15 protein-coding genes and 1 pseudogene are annotated in these 18574 nt (G+C 63.0%); 12 read left to right on the forward strand and 4 right to left on the reverse strand.

All coding sequences use genetic code 11. The features are described 5' to 3' along the window. Nucleotides 1-279: 279 nt before the first annotated feature. The 11 genes and pseudogenes from ACTORR_RS01645 to ACTORR_RS01695 form a co-directional block, all read left to right on the forward strand. Nucleotides 280-951, forward strand: a pseudogene (locus ACTORR_RS01645) (cache domain-containing protein); the annotation flags it as partial. A gap of 138 nt (nucleotides 952-1089) precedes the next feature. After that, nucleotides 1090-1824, forward strand: coding sequence for a methyl-accepting chemotaxis protein (locus ACTORR_RS01650; RefSeq protein ID WP_409521032.1), 735 nt, complete (start codon nucleotides 1090-1092; stop codon nucleotides 1822-1824). Between the two features lie 107 nt (nucleotides 1825-1931). Further along, nucleotides 1932-2498, forward strand: a complete 567-nt coding sequence (gene pnuC, locus ACTORR_RS01655) for a nicotinamide riboside transporter PnuC (protein ID WP_313365337.1) — start codon at nucleotides 1932-1934, stop codon at nucleotides 2496-2498. Further along, on the forward strand, nucleotides 2495-3046 hold the full coding sequence (locus ACTORR_RS01660; protein ID WP_054886504.1) for an AAA family ATPase: 552 nt from the start codon (nucleotides 2495-2497) through the stop codon (nucleotides 3044-3046). The genes pnuC and ACTORR_RS01660 overlap by 4 nt, the downstream gene beginning before the upstream one ends. Before the next feature lie 297 nt (nucleotides 3047-3343). Next, nucleotides 3344-3775 (forward strand): hypothetical protein, encoded by a 432-nt coding sequence (locus ACTORR_RS01665; protein ID WP_054886505.1) that lies wholly within the window; start codon nucleotides 3344-3346, stop codon nucleotides 3773-3775. Between the two features lies 1 nt (nucleotide 3776). Next, nucleotides 3777-4355, forward strand: a complete 579-nt coding sequence (locus ACTORR_RS01670; protein WP_054886506.1) for a hypothetical protein — start codon at nucleotides 3777-3779, stop codon at nucleotides 4353-4355. A gap of 48 nt (nucleotides 4356-4403) precedes the next feature. After that, nucleotides 4404-5894 (forward strand): heme utilization protein, encoded by a 1491-nt coding sequence (locus ACTORR_RS01675; protein WP_313365338.1) that lies wholly within the window; start codon nucleotides 4404-4406, stop codon nucleotides 5892-5894. Between the two features lie 68 nt (nucleotides 5895-5962). Further along, entirely contained in the window at nucleotides 5963-6643 is a 681-nt protein-coding gene (locus ACTORR_RS01680) for a C39 family peptidase (protein ID WP_054886508.1), read from the forward strand. Between the two features lie 46 nt (nucleotides 6644-6689). Continuing rightward, nucleotides 6690-7436: a hypothetical protein gene (locus ACTORR_RS01685; protein ID WP_262108534.1), complete on the forward strand. Its 747-nt coding sequence runs from the start codon at nucleotides 6690-6692 to the stop codon at nucleotides 7434-7436. A gap of 47 nt (nucleotides 7437-7483) precedes the next feature. Continuing rightward, nucleotides 7484-8764 carry a hypothetical protein gene (locus ACTORR_RS01690; protein ID WP_054886510.1) on the forward strand — a complete coding sequence of 427 codons (1281 nt, stop codon included), beginning with the start codon at nucleotides 7484-7486 and terminating at the stop codon, nucleotides 8762-8764. A 122-nt stretch (nucleotides 8765-8886) separates the two neighbouring features. Further along, nucleotides 8887-11088, forward strand: coding sequence for an LTA synthase family protein (locus tag ACTORR_RS01695; RefSeq protein WP_441343515.1), 2202 nt, complete (start codon nucleotides 8887-8889; stop codon nucleotides 11086-11088). On the opposite strand, the gene ACTORR_RS01700 is transcribed toward ACTORR_RS01695, so the two are convergent. Continuing rightward, the gene (locus tag ACTORR_RS01700) at nucleotides 11089-12414 is read right to left on the reverse strand and encodes a sigma-54 dependent transcriptional regulator (RefSeq protein WP_054886512.1); all 1326 of its coding nucleotides are present in this window, start codon (nucleotides 12412-12414) and stop codon (nucleotides 11089-11091) included. A gap of 343 nt (nucleotides 12415-12757) precedes the next feature. Here ACTORR_RS01700 and ACTORR_RS01705 point away from each other — a divergent pair, with 343 nt between their 5' ends. Next, entirely contained in the window at nucleotides 12758-13024 is a 267-nt protein-coding gene (locus ACTORR_RS01705) for a hypothetical protein (protein WP_054886513.1), read from the forward strand. A 115-nt stretch (nucleotides 13025-13139) separates the two neighbouring features. On the opposite strand, the gene ACTORR_RS01710 is transcribed toward ACTORR_RS01705, so the two are convergent. The 3 genes from ACTORR_RS01710 to cobN are packed head-to-tail and all read right to left on the reverse strand — an operon-like array spanning nucleotide 13140 to nucleotide 18572. Next, nucleotides 13140-13772, reverse strand: a complete 633-nt coding sequence (locus ACTORR_RS01710; protein WP_054886514.1) for a vWA domain-containing protein — start codon at nucleotides 13770-13772, stop codon at nucleotides 13140-13142. Between the two features lie 35 nt (nucleotides 13773-13807). Next, nucleotides 13808-14809 carry an ATP-binding protein gene (locus tag ACTORR_RS01715; RefSeq protein WP_054886515.1) on the reverse strand — a complete coding sequence of 334 codons (1002 nt, stop codon included), beginning with the start codon at nucleotides 14807-14809 and terminating at the stop codon, nucleotides 13808-13810. 1 nt (nucleotide 14810) lies between these two features. Further along, complete coding sequence (gene cobN / locus ACTORR_RS01720; protein ID WP_441343516.1) at nucleotides 14811-18572, reverse strand: cobaltochelatase subunit CobN; 3762 nt, start codon at nucleotides 18570-18572, stop codon at nucleotides 14811-14813. Nucleotides 18573-18574 lie beyond the last annotated feature (2 nt).

Raw genomic sequence — 18574 nt, forward strand, 5'->3', positions numbered from 1 at the left:
GAAAAGTTCACCTTGGCTAAAGGTTTCATCTTGCCCGGCCGAGATCCTATCAAAGCGGCGAGGCAAAGGCGCGCTCAGCCTGTGGCAGAGTAGCCAATAACTAGCACTTAGCCATTAGTCGAGTGCCTGCCGTCTGCAAAGCATGCTTGGATGCACCTGAATAAGAAGAACAATGCAGGAGAGTTTTCGATGAAGGCATTGCGGTCGATGTCGATCAGCCGTCGGTTATGGCTGATTCTGGTGGTTGCGGTGGGCATGCTGGTGATGCTCGGCCTGCTGATGCTGCGCCAGATCCATGGCGATCTGTACCAGGCCAAGGCGGAAAAAACCCGCCACGTGGTGCAGACCGCCGCTGGCGTACTGGCCTATTACCAAGGCCTGGAAGCCGCCGGTACGCTCAGCCGCGAGGCGGCCCAGCAGCAGGCCCTGCAAGTGGTGCGGGCGCTGCGCTACGACCAGAACGACTATTTCTGGATCAACGACCTGGGGCCGAAGATGATCATGCATCCTGCCAACCCCAAGCTCGATGGCCAGGACCTTTCCGCCATTCGCGACCCGGACGGCTTCGCCGTGTTCAACGAGATGGTGGCCCTCGCCCGCAGCCAGGGTGCCGGCCCGGTCGACTATCGCTGGCCCAAGCCGGGCGCCAGCGAGCCGGTGGCCAAGACCTCCTATATCCAGCTGTTCGAGCCTTGGGGCTGGATCATTGGCTCCGGCGTCTACGTCGACGATGTGCAAGCCGAATTCGCCCGCCAGTTGCGTGATGCCTCATTGGTCGCCCTGGCCATCGCCGTGCTGATGGCCCTGGTGGTCATGCTGATTGCCCGCAGCATTGCCCGCCCCCTGCAGGAAGCGGTGCAGGCGATGGGCAACATCGCCAGCGGCGAAAGCGACCTGACCCGCCGCCTGGACACCCACGGGCATGACGAGATCACCCACCTGGGCCAGCACTTCAACCAGTTCAACGGCAAACTGCAAGGGGTAATCGGCCAGCTTCAGGGTGCCGCCCATGCCCTGGCGCAGTCGGCCGGGAATGTTGGCGACAACGCTGGCGCTGCTCAGCAGCACAGCGCCCAGCAGTCCTTGCAGATGGACCAGGTGGCGACGGCGGTCAACGAAGTCACCTATGCCGTGCAGGACGTGGCCAAGACCGCCGAACAGGCCGCCGCTGAGATGCGCGCCGCGCAACAGCAGGTGGAACACGGCCAGCAGGCCATTCACGGCAGCCTGCAACAGATCGATCAGCTTTCGGCGACCATCGACCAGGCCGTCCAGGTGATCCGTGAGCTGGCCGGGCACAGCACGAAGATCGGCGGGGTGCTGGAAGTGATCCGCGCCATCGCCGAACAGACCAACCTGCTGGCCCTCAACGCTGCCATCGAAGCCGCTCGCGCTGGCGAACAGGGCCGCGGCTTTGCCGTGGTTGCCGACGAGGTCCGCCTGCTGGCCCAACGTACCGCGCAGTCGACGGCCGAAATCCACACCATGATCGAGCACCTGCAAGGCCAGTCCGATGCTGCGGTCAAAGCCATCGATACCAGCAGCGAGGCCTCGCGCCAGACCGTGCACCAGGCCCGCGAGGCCGGCACCAGCCTCGTTGCCATCAGCCAGGCGCTGCATAACCTCACTGCGCTCAATGCGTCGATCGCCAGTGCCACCTTGCAGCAGTCCCACGTGGTCGAGGAGATCAACCGCAATGTGCTGGACACCGCCAGTTTGTCCCAGCAGACCGCCGATGCCGCGCGCCAGTCCAGCGACGCCGGCACGGCGCTTGGGCAGTTGAGCGAGGAGCTTGAACAACTACTGCGCCAATTCCGCGTCTGAACCGGGCGTGATCACCGGCCCGCCAGGCGGGCCGCTGCGGATTGCTCGCTACACCTGCTGCCCTGCACACGCTACAATCGGCGCCCTTTGCCAACCTGGGATCGCCGATGTCCGGCCTCGAACTCCTCGCCGCCGTGCTCGGCGTCACCGCCGTGTGGCTCACCGTCAAACAGAATGCCTGGTGCTGGCCGATCGGCCTGGTCATGGTGCTGATCTATGGCTGGCTGTTCTACGAAGTGAAGCTGTACTCGGGCATGCTGCTGCAGCTGGCCTACGCCGTGCTGCAGTTGTATGGCTGGTGGCAATGGAAGCGCCCGGACCGGGTCGAGGACGCTCGCCAGGTCTCGCGCCTGCCAACCCAGGCGTTGTTCGGCGGGTTGCTGGCAGGGTTGCTGCTGAGCGTGGCGCTCGGTGCGGCGATGGCAAGCTGGACCGATGCCGCCCTGCCCTGGCTGGATGCCACGCTGACCGGCTTCAGCCTGGTCGCGCAACTGTGGATGGCGCAAAAACGCGTGCAATGCTGGCCACTGTGGATCGTGGTGGATGTGGTCTATGTCGGCCAGTACCTGCACCAGCAGCTGTACTTCACGGCGGGTTTCTTTGCCGTACTGACCCTGATCGCGGTACGCGGCTGGCTGGAATGGCGCCGAGACCCGGCTGTGGTGCACGCATGAAGGTCTTGGTACTGTGCGGCCCCGAATCCAGCGGCAAAAGCTGGCTCAGCGGTGAAATCCAGGCGCATTTCGGCGGCATCGTGGTGGCCGAATACGTTCGCCACTTCATCGACCAGGAATGCCGCGACACCTGCTATGCCGATATCCCCACCATCGCCCGCGGCCAGCTGGCCTGGGAAGACCAGGCCCGCCAGCAGGCGCCTGAACTGCTGATCCTCGATACCCACCTGCTGAGCAACATGCTGTGGAGCCAGGCCCTGTTCGCCGCGTGCCCGCCCTGGCTGGAGCAGGCTTTGCTTGCCCGCCGCTACGACCTGCATCTGCTGCTCAGCCCGCAAGGCGTAGGCTGGGTCGACGATGGCCAGCGCAGCCAGCCAGCCCTTGCCGACCGCCAGGTGTTTTTCGACGACAGCCGTCGCTGGCTGGAGCGCCACGGGCAAGCGCTGCAGATCATTGAGGGAGACTGGCCGCAACGCAGTGCGACGGCCCTGCTTGCAGTTCAGCGCCTGCTGCAGGGAAAACCCCCGATCTGCCCCACCGAGTGTTAACCCCATGACACACCTGGCTGAGGCCAAGCTCCCGTTTCTGTGGGCTCCCAGCCATTTGTGGGGGCAGTGTCAAGGTTGTGAAACAATCGTCGAAAAGCCCCTTCGAGTAACGCAAATGCTGGGCCAAACGCCAATTCACTGAAAATTTGTCTCAGCGCTGATACAACAAATTCACGACCAGTTCAGGCAATGCGCGCAACCATCTGATTTTAAAGCATTATCCAAAAACGGCACGGCTTTCGCTCTTCTCCATCGCAACGCTGCACAAGACCAGCGCCAAAAGAAGGAGTAGCCGTCATGGGGAAACTGGATAAAGGCATTGTTCGCCTGCTGCTGGTCGGTTGTGCTGGGTTCTCGGTGCTGCCCGCGATGGCCGATAACGGCATCATCGTCATCACCCGCGATGTTCAACCGCGCATGGCCATCCGAGCGCCCCTGGCGCCCGACCCCAACCCTACCACCGCCAATGCCAATCCCTCCGCATACGTTCTCAAACAGACCAACGAACTGAGCGATGGCGACTTTGCCAGCATCACCAGCGGCACGGGGATTTCCTCGCTGGTCACTCAGCAGACCAACAACCTTGGCGGCCAGATCGGCAATCAGACGCAGCTGGCAAACCAGGCTGCCGGCCGCGGCACCGGCTCGGGCAACGGCATTTCCAACATGGTCAACTCGAGCGTTCAGCGCGGTCTTGCCCCACTGCAGATCCTGACCGGAGGCAAATGAGATGAGGCAGACGCTGTTTATCCTGGCCCTGCTGAGCAGTGCCTCGGCGCTGGCACAATCTCCGGTTCCGGTTATCAACGACGCCAACATCGACAGTTCCGGCGCACAGTACCAAGGCAATTTCAGCGTTAACCAGGCCGCTGGCGATCAACAGCAACAAGCCAACGCCAGGGCACTCGCTACGGGGCACGAGGCCGCTGCCAGCACGCAAATTCGTCAGCGCCAGCTGTCCATCGTCGACCCGAACATGGGCGCCAGCGCCAGCATTCAGGGCAACGCCTTCAGTCATGGCAACGGCGCCTTGGGCGTCAACCAGAGTGCCGGCGCGGCAACCCAGCAGGCCAATGCCCTTCGCATCAGCATCAGTACACAACCGCAAAGCATCGATGACAGCGTCCTGCTGCAACAGAACGTGGCGCTGATCAACAGCTCCGATCCAGCTGATACCTCACCCGGCTATCGCCAGGTCACCACCGGTGATCAGGCATTCACCGGTAGCCGCGGGGTCATTCAGCTGAATCAGAGCGCCGGGGTGGGTAACCAGACGGCAAACACCCTGAGCGTTAGGGTCGCGAACTGACCCAGACAGGTAAAGAACAACACTTAACCTAAAAGACGGAGAAACACCATGAAACCCTCGATGGCAATCAAGCCTCTGGTTTTCGCAATTGCTGCGGTCATGGCTGTTGCTGCACAAGCGGATCAGAACAATCGTCGTGGTCACGACAACCATAACAACCACCACCGGCAAATGGACAGGGCGGTCTACACCAGCGCCACCGCTGAAGCGACCGACTCCCAAAGAAGCACCGGCAACACCATTCGTAACGAAGGCACCATCAACGAAGCTGAAATGAGCAGCTCCGGTACCGGCGCCAGCGGCAACGTAGGTGTCAACGTGGCCGCCGGTAACGGCAACCAGCAGGACAACGCTGCGGCCATCGCCAACACTTCGTCCGATAATGCCGACATCGACAACAGCTTCGTGTTCGGCACCTCTACTGCTACCGCTGAAGTTACCCAGCGCAGCAACAACAACACCGTCAACAACTGGTCGACGCAGAGCTCTGCGGTCATGAGCGGCTCGGCTGACGGCAGCAGCGGCAACATTGGTATCAACATCGCTGGCGGCGACCTGAACCAGCAGAAAAATACCATGGCCATCGCCAACAACGCTGCGGCTATCGGTAACTCGACCGCCACCGCCTCGGCCGATCAGAACGGCCCTGGTCTGGAGGTGAACAACCGTGCCGACCGCACCTACACCATCGACACGCTGAGCTTCACCACTTCTTCGAGTGGTTCGGCCTCGCGTAGCGGTTCGTTAGATGCCAGCGTCGACAAGAGCTCCAGCTCGAGTTACAGCGCATCTGGCAGCCAGAGCGCCAGTGCCAGCGGCAGCAAAAGCAGCAGCTCCAGCGGCTCTAGCAGCATGACCGCCAGCGGCTCTAACAGCAGCAGCTCCAGCGGCAGCAACAGCATGAGCGCCAGTGGCTCCAACAACTGGGCTGCGAACGGCTCGTCCAGCCGCGACCACAGCTCGTCCTCCAACACCACGGTTAGCGCATCGCTCGATGCCAGCGCCAATGGCAGCGCATCGTCGTCGCAAACCTTCGGTAACTTCACTCGCTCGCGCAGCTCGGACTTCGACGCATCGCTCAGTGCATCGCTGGATGCATCGATCGACAAGTCGCATGACTCGTCCAGCAACTCGTCGTTCGACAAGTCGCTCAGCTCGTCTTTCGACAGAGCCTATGACTCTTCGTATGACCGTAGCCATGACTCGTCCTACGACAAGTCTCGCGATACTTCCTACGAGAAAGCCAACGCCTCGGCATGGGAAAAAGCCAGTGCCTCGGCTTACGAGAAAGCCGGCGAAAAAGCATCGCAGTCGTCGGACAGCATCTCGAAGAGCTTCAGCGAGTCTAGCGAGTACGCGCTGAGCAACACCGTGTCGTTCCAAGTGCTGACCCCGACCGGCTGGGCCAACCCTGTGACCAACACCGCCACCCTGAGTGGTTCGGTGAACGGTGGCAGCGGCAACCTGGGCGTGAACGTGGCAGCGGGTGTAGGCAACCAGCAGAGCAACTCGCTGGCCATCTCCAACACCTCGATGTAAGCACTGCGGTCTGGAGGCTCCCTTCGGGGAGCCTCTTTCCAACAAGAAGAAGGCAGGGGGCGTCGAACATGCGCATTTTCGCCTTGGCATTTCTGCTGTGCATCGCCAGCGTCGGCGAAGCCTCGCAGATGCCGTTGTCCGTACTGCCAGGTGGTGCAGTCATCTACAAACCGATCCAGAGCGTTCGCGAACGCAAGTTCGCCGACCTGGTGCAACAGAAGACCGATTTCAGCTGCGGAGCAGCGTCGCTGGCGACCATCCTGCGCCAGGCTTACTGGCTGGACGTGGATGAACACCAGGTAATCGAGGGCATGCTGGCCCACGCCAACCAGGACCTGGTGCGCACACAAGGGTTCTCCATGCTCGACATGAAGAAGTACGTGGAAAGCCTGGGCATGCGTGCACGCGGCTATAAGGTAGCCCCAGACACACTCAACAGCATCCGCATTCCCGTGGTCGTGCTGATGGACATCCGCGGCTACAAGCACTTCGTGGTCATGCAGAAAGTCGACAGGGGCTGGGTGTATATCGGCGATCCGGTTCTCGGCCATAAACGCTTCAAGCTCGATGATTTCGTCAAAGGCTGGAACGGCATCATCTTCGCCGTCATCGGCAAGGGCTATGACAAGAACAACATCCTGCTCGACCCACCGCTGCCGCTGAGCGCCAAGAACCGCATCAGCAACTTCCAGCCGGTGCAGGACGCAGAGTTGATGGACTTCGGTTTCATTCAAAGCGACTTCTTCTAACCACCTTCTTTTCATGAAGTAGGGCAAGACGCTCCGGGAGAACCCCATGAAGACTTCCCTGTGGCTGGCAGTCATTTGCCTTGCCGCCAGCCTGCCGAGCCAGGCAGAAACATTGAAACCGGTCGAATTGAAGGATCAGGAACTGGCGAACCTGCGCGGGCGCTACGTGATGCCCGGGCGAATCGTCAGCTTCGGTGTCGTCATGAGCAGTACCTGGCAGAACGCCAATGGCGAAGTGATCGGTGCGACCTCGACGATGCAAATCCAGCAATCGACCATCAAACCGCAGTTCTATGTCTCGATGATCGATGAAAAAGGGACTGGCAGCGCCCGAACCAGCAGCGCCGGTACCGGTACCGTCACTGGCGGCAGCGGCCTCAACACCACCGAGGGGGTAACCCAGGTGGTACGCGCGGCCGGTGATTTCAACACGGCCCACAACAATGTCGACATCAACGTCACCAAGGGCAACGAAGCGCCTGCCAGCCAACCACAGGGCCAGGCCCTGGCGGCCGGCTCCACCCTGGTGGGGTCCAACGGCGCGGGCTCGATGAGCGTGTCGTCCAGCAGCGCTGGCGTGCAGATGAACATCATTGCCAACGGCAACCAGGGTAGCAGCCTGCAGCGCCTGGGCGAAGGTGGGCTGATGCAGAACACCACCCTGCTCGGCTCCAGCAACCGGGTCAGCAACCTGACCTCGCTCAATGTGGTGTTGCGTGACAGCGCGCCGATGGCCGGGGCCATGGGGGCCAATCTTGAGCAGCTCAAAGGCCTTCGCAATCTCGGATACTGAACTACGCTCATGTCTCATCGTATGTAGTCAGAAGGGACGGCTAATCCATGCACCGTTTGTCGACGTTCAGAGCTATCGTTTGTATTTCAACACTGGCCCCGGCCACTCTGCTGCAAGCGGCAACCGACCCTCAGGTCGAAGCACTCAAACAGGAACTGATTGCGCTGAAACAGCGCTACGAAGCCCAACAGAACGCACTGATGGTGCTTGAACAACGGCTCAAGCAGGTCGAAGAGGCCCCCGCTCAGCCAGCACCGAAGCGCCTGACCAAGTCCCCTGCGGAGGGGGTGAAAGGTGGCCAGACCGTAGCCACCGGCACGCCGGGTAGCAGCGGCAGCTCCTACGGGCAGTCCTTGCAGGACAACTCGGAGCCGGCGCAGAGCGTGTCAAACCTGTACGACGAAGCGAGCGGCTTCTTCGGTGGCGGCAAGTTCAGTGTCGAAACCGGCCTGACCTACACCCACTACGATACCCGTGCGCTGACCCTCAACGGTTTCCTGGCGCTGGACTCGATCTTTCTGGGCAACATCAACATCGACCGCATCAAGGCCGACAACTGGACCCTGGACCTGACGGCCCGTTACAACGTGGATCAACGCTGGCAGTTCGATATTAACGTCCCCATCGTGTATCGCCAGTCCACCTATTCGTCGGGTGGTGCAGGCGGTGCTGCTGGCACCACCAACGATGAATCGGTGACCCGCGACCCGACCATCGGCGACGTCAACGTGGGTATCGCCTACAAATTCCTCGACGAGGACGAAACCTGGCCCGACGCCGTGGCCACGCTGCGGGTAAAAGCACCCACTGGCAAGGATCCGTATGGCATCAAGCTGATCCAGAGCCCTGGCAACGACAACCTGGCGGTGCCGGAAGATCTGCCTACGGGCAATGGTGTCTGGTCGATCTCGCCAGGTATCTCGCTGGTCAAGACGTTCGACCCGGCCGTGCTATTCGGCAGCCTGCAATACACCTACAACATGCAGGACTCGTTCAGCGACATCAGCCCGCAGGTCAACACCAAGGTGCCAGGTGACGTGAAGCTGGGCGATTCCTGGCAGATCGGCGGCGGTATCGCGTTCGCCCTGAACGAAAAGATGAGCATGTCGTTCTCGGTGACCGACCAGTTTTCCAGCAAGAGCAAGATCAAGCCCGACGGGGGTGATTGGCAGTCGATCACCAACAGTGACTATAACGCGGCCAACTTCAACGTCGGCCTGACCTTTGCCGCCACTAACAACCTGACGATCGTACCGAACTTGTCGATTGGCCTGACAGATGATGCACCCGACTTTTCCTTCAGCCTGAAATTCCCGTACTACTTCTGACCGTCGGGGCGCATCGCGCCCCAATTGGTTACCAACCTTGTAGGCAACGGCTTTCCGGGGGATCGGCCTGTTATCATCGCGCACATATTTGTGACGATTTCATGGCAAAAAGGAAAGTTTTCGTGAAGAACCTGCAAGGCCCACCACGCACCCGGCTGCTTGCCCTGGCAACACTGGTATTGGTGATTCCCCTGGTCGTGCGCGCCCTGCTGGGCTGGTCCAGCCCGTATGGCTATCTGTCGGACCTGGCGCTAGGTAGTCTGCTGGTGCTGCTGTTGCAGCGCCGCGCATGGTGGCTGGCGCTGCCGGTTCTGCTGGCCTGGGCCGCGCTGTGGGTGGCTTCGGCCGAGCTGGTCAGCGCCGTGGGCAGGCTGCCCACCAGTGCCGACCTGAGCTATCTGTTCGACCCGCAATTCATGGAAAACTCCACCGGCGGCGGTCTGGCCCATGCCTGGCTGCCCCTGTTGCTTGCGGGCGGCCTGCTGGTCTGGCTGGGGAGCGCCTGGCGCAGCCGCAGGCAGCCGGGTGCGAAGTTCACGCGCAAGGCCTGGGCCATCCCGGCGCTGTTGTTCGCTGCACACTGGGGCAGCCAGCACCTGGCGCCCAGTGACGCTGACCAGTGGCGCCAGTACACGCTTGCTCATCAGCTGCTGTCTGCGGCCATCGGCGACCTGGAGCGTCACGCCCAGCACTGGGCCGGTCGGGCTCCCGCCGTCACGCCGTTGCCAAGTGCCGGCCTGACCCAGCATGACCTGAGCGGGCAAAAGCTGCTGGCCGCACCAGGTCGTGCCCGAAACCTCTTGGTGATCACCCTCGAAGGCATCCCCGGCGCTTATGTGCGCCCCAACCGCCAGGCCTTGCACAGCCGCTTCGATGAAGACCTGATGCCCAAGCTCAGCCACTGGGCGGAACGAGGCATGAACACCCCGGACTACGTATTGCATACGCACCAGACCATTCGCGGCTTGTACGCGATGCTGTGTGGCGACTATGACAAGCTGGCCAACGGCACACCGAAGGGGGTCGAACTGCTCACCCAGCAGCAGCGCAACCAGGCCTGCCTGCCAGCACAGCTGCGCCAGGCAGGCTTCACCACCCACTACCTGCAAGGCGCGGGCCTGCGCTTCATGGCCAAGGACCGGATCATGCCGCATATCGGCTTCGACTCGGTGCACGGGCTGGAGTGGTTCAGCAACAAGAACTACCTGGAATTCCCGTGGGGCAAGGACGATCGGGCCTTCTTCGAAGGGGCCCTGGATTATGTCGGCCAGTTGCGCCAGCAAGACCGCCCATGGATGCTCACCTTGCTCACCGTGGGTACCCACCAGCCCTACTCCGCTCCCGACGATTACCTGCAGCGCTACGACACCGCCAAGCAAGCGGCGGTTGCCTACCTCGACGATGCTATCGGTGCCTTCCTCGACAACCTCGAACGTCAGGGCGTGCTCAAGGACACATTGGTAGTGGTGACCTCTGACGAATCCCACGGTATCGATGGCGTGCGTCTGGCCTCGTCCTGGGGCTTCAACCTGACCCTGGCACCGGAGCAGGCGCAACTGCCGCACATCAAGACCGGTACCTACGGCCACATCGACCTGGCCACGTCGCTGCTCGACTACTTTGCCCTGCCGATCCCGGTCGCCCTTGGCGGGCGCTCGCTGTACCGCGATTACGACAGTGGCCGGGAGATGATTTCCTACACCAACGGCATGCTGCGCTACCACGATGGCAAGGGCGTTTTCACCGAGTGCGATTTCCAGCAGCGTTGCCGCCGCTATGACAGTCCAGGCTTCATAGCTGACAAGGCCCGCTACCTCGGCCCTGGCGACAGCACCCTGGGTCTACAGATTGGCGCGCTGGCCGGTGTGCTCGACCAGTCGCTTTTGCAGACGCCGCTCAACCTGCGTTATCAGTTCGGCGGCCCGTCCGCCATTCAGTTGCAGGCGCGCATACGCGACGACTGGGCTGACAACCTGATCGGCGCGCAGTACCTGGAAATGCCCGAAGGCTCGCACACCCGGGTGCGGGTCAAGGTGCGTTCGCTGGACCGGCAGCACGCGGCCTACATTCAGCTCAAGGCCAAGGAGTTGGAACAGGATGTGCCGCTGGGGTTGCCCGAAGAGATCCGGGTGACGGCCGACGAACCCCTGGAAATCGAGTTCGGGTTCGATAATCCGACGATGCGCAAGGCGTTTTCCTTCCACCTGCTCGGCTACGGCGGCGGCGAGGTCGAGATCAGTGACTTCAGCGTGATCACCGCGCTACCTGGCGAGGAAGAGCCGCTGGAAGACTTGTCTGACGGGCATATCGCCCAATCCAGCTGATCAACGAATCTGGTGCTTGTGCAGCAGCCGGTAGAACGTCGGCCGTGATACACCAAGCACCTTCGCCGCAATGCTCATGTTATTGCTGTGCCGGTCCAGCACATCGCACAGCGCCTGGCGCTCGGCCCGGTGCTTGTAGTCTTCCAGCGTGCCCAGCGGCTGCTCTTCCTGCTCCAGGCCCTGCAGGCCAAGGTCCTGGGCCTCGATCTGGCGCCCTTCGGCGAGCACCAGCCCGCGCCTGACCCGGTTGGCCAGTTCACGGACATTGCCCGGCCAGTTGTGGCGCCCCATCGCTGCCAGCGCATGGTCGCTGAATGAGCGGGGCCTGCGGCCTGTTTCCAGGCTGTAGAAGTGGGAAAAATGATTGGCCAGCATCGACAGATCGCCATGCCGGTCACGCAGCGGCGCTGTCACCACTTGCAACACGTTGAGCCGGTAGTAGAGGTCTTCACGAAAGCGCCCTTGTTCGATGGCCTTTTCAAGGTCAACGTGGGTTGCCGCCAGTACCCGCACGTCGACCGGTATCGGCTGGCTTCCACCTACCCGCTCGATGTGTTTTTCCTGCAGAAAACGCAGCAAGTTGGCCTGCAGCTCCAGGGGCAGGTCGCCGATTTCATCGAGGAACAAGGTGCCACCATGGGCTGCCTCGATCCGCCCGACCTTGCGTTGATGGGCACCGGTAAAGGCCCCTTTCTCGTGACCGAACAACTCGGACTGGATGAGGTTTTCAGGGATCGCCCCGCAGTTGATGGCGATGAACGGCATTTCGCTGCGCTGGGATTGCCGATGCAGTGTCCGCGCCACCAGCTCCTTGCCGGTGCCGCTCTCGCCGCGGATCAGCACAGGCGATTCGGTAGGCGCCAACTTGCCGAGCAATTTGCGCAACTCAAGGATCGGCCGGCTGTCGCCGAGCAGTTCATGCTCCAGCCCATCCACCCTCACCGTGCCCTTGCCGCGCAGGCGGGCCATGCCGAATGCTCGCCCCAATGTCACCAGCACGCGGGAGTAATCGAACGGCAAGGTGTGAAAATCGAAGAACCATTCGCAGACAAAGTCACCGACGTTCTGCATACGCAACTGCTCGGCGTTGAGCACGGCAATCCACTCGGTGTTGCTGCGCTTGATCATGTCCTTGACCGCGTCCGGATGCCGCAAGTGCGAGGCCTGCAGGCGCAACACCCCGATATCACAACGGTGCTCAAGGGCCTGGTCCAGGCCACAACTGTGAACCTCCCAGCCGGCACTCTCCAAGCCGGGTAGCAGACGGTGACAATCGTCGCAGGGGTCGACGATGAGCAAGCGACGCAGGGCGGCAGTCTCGTGCATGACCGTTCCTTGGCGCCAATTGTTGGTTTTTTTCGTTAAAACAGTAAGTTGCGGCGCCGAATTAACAGTAGCAACGAACTTGACGCTGCCCACGACCGTTTGTCTGCCGGATTCTGACGAAGCAAACCGGCTCGGGAATTTTTCATATTCATTGGCGTCACAGCGGCGCCGGGAAACAAAAAATCTGTAACCGGCAAAAATTTTACATGCGCTGTGTGACTCCACCCCTAACTTGGAGCATCAGTACGAGTAACCCCGCGCTGCGGATCGCGATAACACCTGAAGCGACGTAGCAGTTACGCGGACCTCACTTCGCTGTTTGGGACCATAGAGAGACCGAACCATGAATGCACCGCTCCGTGTCAACGAGGCACTGCTGATTGCCGACCACGCATTCGAACCCTTCCAGTGCGTTGCCTGGGATGCGCCCAACGGTACAGGCGAACTGAGCCTTGCGGTGATCGACCGGACCAGCACCCGTATCGGCAGCAAACAAGTATCGTCGCGTATCTATTCGGACCCTGCACAGTGGGCCAGCCTGATCGAGGAAGTCCGCGCCGAACTGTCCCAGAAAGGTTACGATCTGCAACCTTGGTCAATGCCGAAATAATCGCGTTGCGCCTTTGCAAGTGCGTGCCCGGCACGCACTTGAGCAACTTAGCGATAGCCTGCCAGGCAACTTTCTTATTGCGACATAGTGTCGCGCCCATCCCGCCCCACCTTATTCACTGCTTTACCTTGAATTGCTCAAGATGCTGATAGACGGCTTGTAATTGCGTGGCCAACTGGTGCGCCCGGCCAAGGCGAACTGGCGCCAATTCCATGTCAACCAGCACCGTTGCGCAAGGCATGGGCTGCACGCCATTGCAACGCTGCAGGCGACCATCGGTGAATACCAGGCAGCGCTGCAACTCGTGGGGATGGGCTTTGTGCCGGGCCTGCAACCAGCGCCTGGCCTGATCGAGCGCTGCGATCAAAGGCGTGCCGCCGCCAGCCCCGAGGGCCTGCAGCCAAGGCTGCAGGCTTGCCGACGCCTTCAGGCCATGACGCTGCCACTGTGGAGCGCCACCGCTGACCGTGAGCAGCGCAAGGCGGGCGCGTTGCCGATAGGCCTGGTCGAACAACTCGGCGAGCAGGCCTTTGCACTGCGCCAGCGCCTGGTGGCGCCGGGTGGAAGCCGATGCATCGACGATCACCAGCCACAGTTCATTGGCCTGCGCCTGGCGCTGCTGCCAGCAAAGGTCCTGGCGCAACCGCGGGCGGCCCTTGAGCAAGGTCGGCAGCCAGGCCACCCGGCCAGAGGAGGCTGCACGGCTGCGGCCTCGGCTGGCACCTGGCAGTTTTCCGGCACGAGGCATGGCATCCGCCAGCTGCAAATCTGGTTGGCGGATGCTCAGGGCTTTTTTGCCCAGTTCGGCACCTCTCGCCGTGCGCCGCTGCTCACCGGTTGCGCCGGCAGTGCGCCCCAATCGCCCTGGCCACCCTCGCCTTGCCTGTCGCGGCCATCCGCTGCACCGGGCGGCGCAGAGGCTGGCACCTCGGCTGGCGTGCGCCGGCGATGGCGCAAGGCGAATTCGGCCACGGCGTCGACATCCCCCTCCTCGATCGCCTGCCCACCGCGCCAGGCACAATGCGCACGGGCAGCTCGCAGCCAGACCAGATCGGCACGCAGGCCATCTACGCCAGCGGCGAAACAACGCTCGGTGATCCAGGCCAGGGCCTGATCGTCCAGGGCAATCGCCGCCAGCCCCTGGCGCGCCGCCTGGCAGCGCTCGCGCAGTAGCGCCTGGGCACTGGCCCACTGCTCGCAGAATGCCTGCGGGTCGCTGTCGAACGCCAGCCGCCGACGGATGATCTGCTGGCGTGCCTCTGGAGCCGGCAGGCCATCGAGCGCCACATTGAGGCCGAAGCGGTCGAGCAATTGCGGACGCAACTCGCCTTCCTCGGGGTTCATGGTGCCGATCAGCACGAAACGGGCACTGTGCCGATGGGAAATACCATCGCGTTCGATGCGGTTGGTACCACTGGCAGCCACATCCAGCAGCAGGTCGACCAGGGTATCGGGCAGCAGGTTGACTTCATCGACATACAACACGCCACCATCGGCATGGGCCAGCACACCGGGGCTAAACTGCGCCTTGCCCTGGCCAAGTGCAGCATCCAGGTCCAGCGTCCCTATCAAACGCTCTTCACTTGCGCCCAACGGCAAGGTCACGAACGGGCCCTCGCCCAGCAGGTCGGCCAGGCCACGCGCCAAGGTACTCTTGGCCATGCCGCGCGGGCCTTCGATGAGCACGCCGCCGATCTTCGGGTCGATGGCGGTGAGGCACAGGGCCAGTTTGAGGTCCTCGGCGCCGACCACGGCCGCCAGTGGGAATTGCACGGGTTCACTCATTTCAAGGCTGTTCCTCGCCGTCGAGCAACTGTTCCTCAAGTGCCTCGCGATAGTCACCGGGGGCTTCCCAAAGCCCGCGCTGCTGGGCTTCCAGCAAGCGTTCGGTGAGGTCGCGCAGCGCCTCGGGGTTGTGCTCGCGCATGAAGTCGCGGGTCGCCGGGTCGAGCACGTAGGCATCGGCCAGCGACTGGTAATGATGGTCATCGATCAGGTGCGTGGTGGCGTCAAAGGCGAATAGGTTGTCGACGGTCGCGGCCAGCTCGAACGCACCCTTGTAGCCATGGCGTTTCGCCCCGTCGATCCACTTCGGGTTCAGGGCGCGGGCACGGATCACGCGGTTCAGCTCTTCCTTCAAGGTACGGATCCGCGGCCGGTCGACCTGGCTGTGATCGCCGTGATAACTGGCCACTGCCCCACCGGACAAGGTCTCCGACGCGGCCAGCATGCCGCCCTGGAACTGGTAGTAATCGTTGGAATCAAGCAGGTCGTGCTCGTGGTTGTCCTGGTTCTGCAACACCGCCTGCACCTGGCCCAGGCGCCGGGCGAACTGAGCGCGCGCCGGGGTGCCTTCATCGCGGCCACCGTAGGCATAGCCACCATGATTGAGGTATACCTCGGCGAGGTCTTCGCGGCTGTGCCACAGGCGGCCGTCGATGGCGTTCTGCACGCCGGCACCGTAGGCGCCTGGTTTGGCCCCGAACACCCGCCATCCCGCCTGGCGCGCCGCCTGTTCGGCATCCACGCCCTGCGCCTGCAGGCTGGCGCGTTCGTTGCGCACCCGTGCGGCCAGGGGGTTCAGGTCGTCCGGCTCGTCCAGTGCCGCCACTGCCTGCACCGCCGCATCGAACAGGCGGATCAGGTTGCCGAAGGCATCGCGGAAGAAGCCCGAGACGCGCAGCGTCACGTCCACCCGTGGGCGGTCGAGCAGGCTCAGTGGCAGGATCTCGAAGTCGTCGACGCGCTGGCTGCCGGTAGCCCACACCGGGCGCACCCCCATCAATGCCATGGCCTGGGCGATGTCGTCGCCACCGGTGCGCATGGTCGCCGTGCCCCACACCGACAAGCCCAGCTGGCGCAGATGGTCGCCATGGTCCTGCAGGTGCCGTTCGAGGATCAGGTTGGCCGAGGCGAACCCCAGGCGCCAGGCGGTGGTGGTGGGCAGGTTGCGCACATCGACGGTGTAGAAGTTGCGCCCGGTGGGCAGTACATCCAGGCGGCCGCGGCTGGGTGCACCGCTGGGACCGGCCGGTACGAAACGCCCGCACAGCGCGGCCAGCAGCCCATTGATCTCCGCAGCGCCGCACGCATCCAGGTCAGGGGCGACCTGCTCGCGCAGGGCGTCCAGCACGTCGTGCACTGGCTGCCATTGCGGTTGTTCGGGCAGCTGCGCCGGCCCTTCCAGGGCCTGTTCGATGATGCGCAAGGCAAGCAACTCAAGGCGCTCGCGGGTATCGCCAGCAGTGCGCCAAGCGCCCGCTTGCACGGCCTGCAGCATCGCCGGGCGTGGCCCTGACCAGGCCTCGCCAAGGTCGCAGTCGAGGGGATCGAAGCCCGGCGTCAGTGCCTTGGCCAGGGTCCGCAGCAAGCTGGCATTGCCACCGCGACCATCGCCCCGCTCCACGCGCAGCAAAGCCAGCAAGGTATCGAGGCGCAGGCGCGCCTGCGGCGACTGACCGAATACATGCAGGCCATCGCGGATCTGCGATTCCTTCAGGTCGCACAGGTAGGTATCCAGGCGCGGCAACCACACCGCGGCATCGTCCAGCTGGCCCTCCAGCTGCAACTCACGGTCGATATGGTTGGCCTTGACCAGCTCGAGTATGTCGCGCTGCAGCTCTCGTGCACGCCGTGGGTCGAGCAGCTGGGCTTCGTAGAATTCGTCCGCCAGCTGCTCCAGATGACGCAGCGGGCCGTAGGTTTCGGCGCGGGTCAGCGGCGGCATCAGGTGATCGATGATCACCGCCTGGGTCCGGCGCTTGGCCTGGGCGCCTTCGCCCGGGTCGTTGACGATGAACGGGTAGATATTCGGCAGCGGGCCGAGCAGCGCGTCCGGCCAGCAGTGTGCGGACAGGCCGACGCCCTTGCCGGGCAGCCACTCCAGGTTGCCGTGCTTGCCGACGTGGATCACGGCATCGGCAGCAAAGGCATGACGCAACCAGAAGTGAAACGCCAGGTAACCATGCGGTGGCACCAGGTCCGGGTCGTGGTACACCGCGCTGGGGTCGACCTGGTAGCCGCGCGCTGGCTGGATACCGACGAAGGTCAGGCCAAAGCGCAGGCCGGCGACCATCAGGCGGCCAGCGCGGTACATCGGGTCTTGCTCGGGCGGCCCCCAGCGCTCCAGCACGGCCTGGCGATTGGCCTCTGGCAGGCGTGCGAAGGCCGCGTGGTAGTCCGCCAGGCTCAGGCTCTGGGCGCACGGGCGTTGGTCGAGGTGTTCAAGGTCGTTAGTCACCCCGCCCAGCAGCTGATGAATCAGTTGCGTGCCGCTGCCTGGCAGCTCTGCAAGCGGATAACCTTCGGCCTGCAGTGCCTTGAGGATGTTGAGGGCAGCAGCCGGGGTATCCAGGCCGACGCCATTGCCGATGCGGCCATCGCGGGTCGGGTAGTTGGCCAGCACCAGGGCCACGCGCTTTTGCCCATTGGGCAGGCGCGCCAGTTCTACCCAACGCCGTGCCAGCTCGGCGACAAAGTCCATACGCTCGGGGTGGGCACGGTAACAGACCACATCGGACTGGCTGCGTTCGCTGCGCCAGGCCATGTCCTTGAAACTGACCGGTCGGGTGATGATGCGCCCGTCCAGTTCGGGCAAGGCGATGTGCATGGCCAGGTCGCGGGCACCCAGGCCCTGCTCGCTGGCCTCCCAGCCGGGCTGGTTGTCCTGCGCACAGATGGCCTGCAACACCGGGATATCACGACGGAACGGGCGCAGGTTGGGCCGTTCCGGGCTGGAAAGGGCAAAACCGGTGGTGTTGATCAACACCTCGGCCCCCACTTCGTCCAGCCAGGCTTCGACCTGCTCCAGGCAGGCACTTTCCTTGAGGCTCGCCACCGCGATGGGCAGCGGGTTGAGGCCGGCGGCCTGCAAGCGCTCGCAGAACACGTCAATGAATGTGGTGTTGGCAGCCTGCAGGTGAGAACGATAGAACAGTAGCGGTGCCACCGGATACTCACTGTTCCAGTGGCTGTACCAGTCTTCGAGCCGTGCGCCGGGGAGGCGCGGGTGATACACCGAAGTGCGCGGCAAAGGCTGCGGTTCGTCCCAAGGGTAGTCACGCCCCAGCCACTGGTTGGCCAGGCAGTTGAACAGGTTGATGGCATTGCGCTTGCCGCCCTGGCGCAAGTAGTGCCAGAGGCGCTCGGCCGGCTCGCCGGTGACCGTGCCGAGGCCGGTCAGCTCCGGGTCCGGGCGATCATCGCCGGGGACCAGGATCAGCTGCACGCCCCGCGTTGCCAGTTCGACCAGCTGCTCGACGCCGTAGCGCCAATAGCCGACGCCACCGTGCAGCGATACCAGGATTACCTTGGCGTGGCGCAGGACCTCGTCGACATACAAGTCGACCGAGGCATGGTTCTGCACCTGCATCGGGTTGGCCAGGCGCACGCTGGGGAAATCGTCTGGCAGTTGCTCGGCGGTTTCGGCTAGCAGTGCCAGGTGCGAGTCGCCGCTGCAGAGGATCACCAGGTCGGCGGGCGTCTGGCCGAGGTCGGCAATGCTGTCGTCTGGCACGAAGCCGCCGGGCTGGGTCCGCAGCAGGTGCATGG

The sequence above is a fragment of the Pseudomonas sp. SAR267 genome (genome assembly GCF_052077595.1).
In the GTDB taxonomy this organism is placed as follows: domain Bacteria; phylum Pseudomonadota; class Gammaproteobacteria; order Pseudomonadales; family Pseudomonadaceae; genus Aquipseudomonas; species Aquipseudomonas vlassakiae.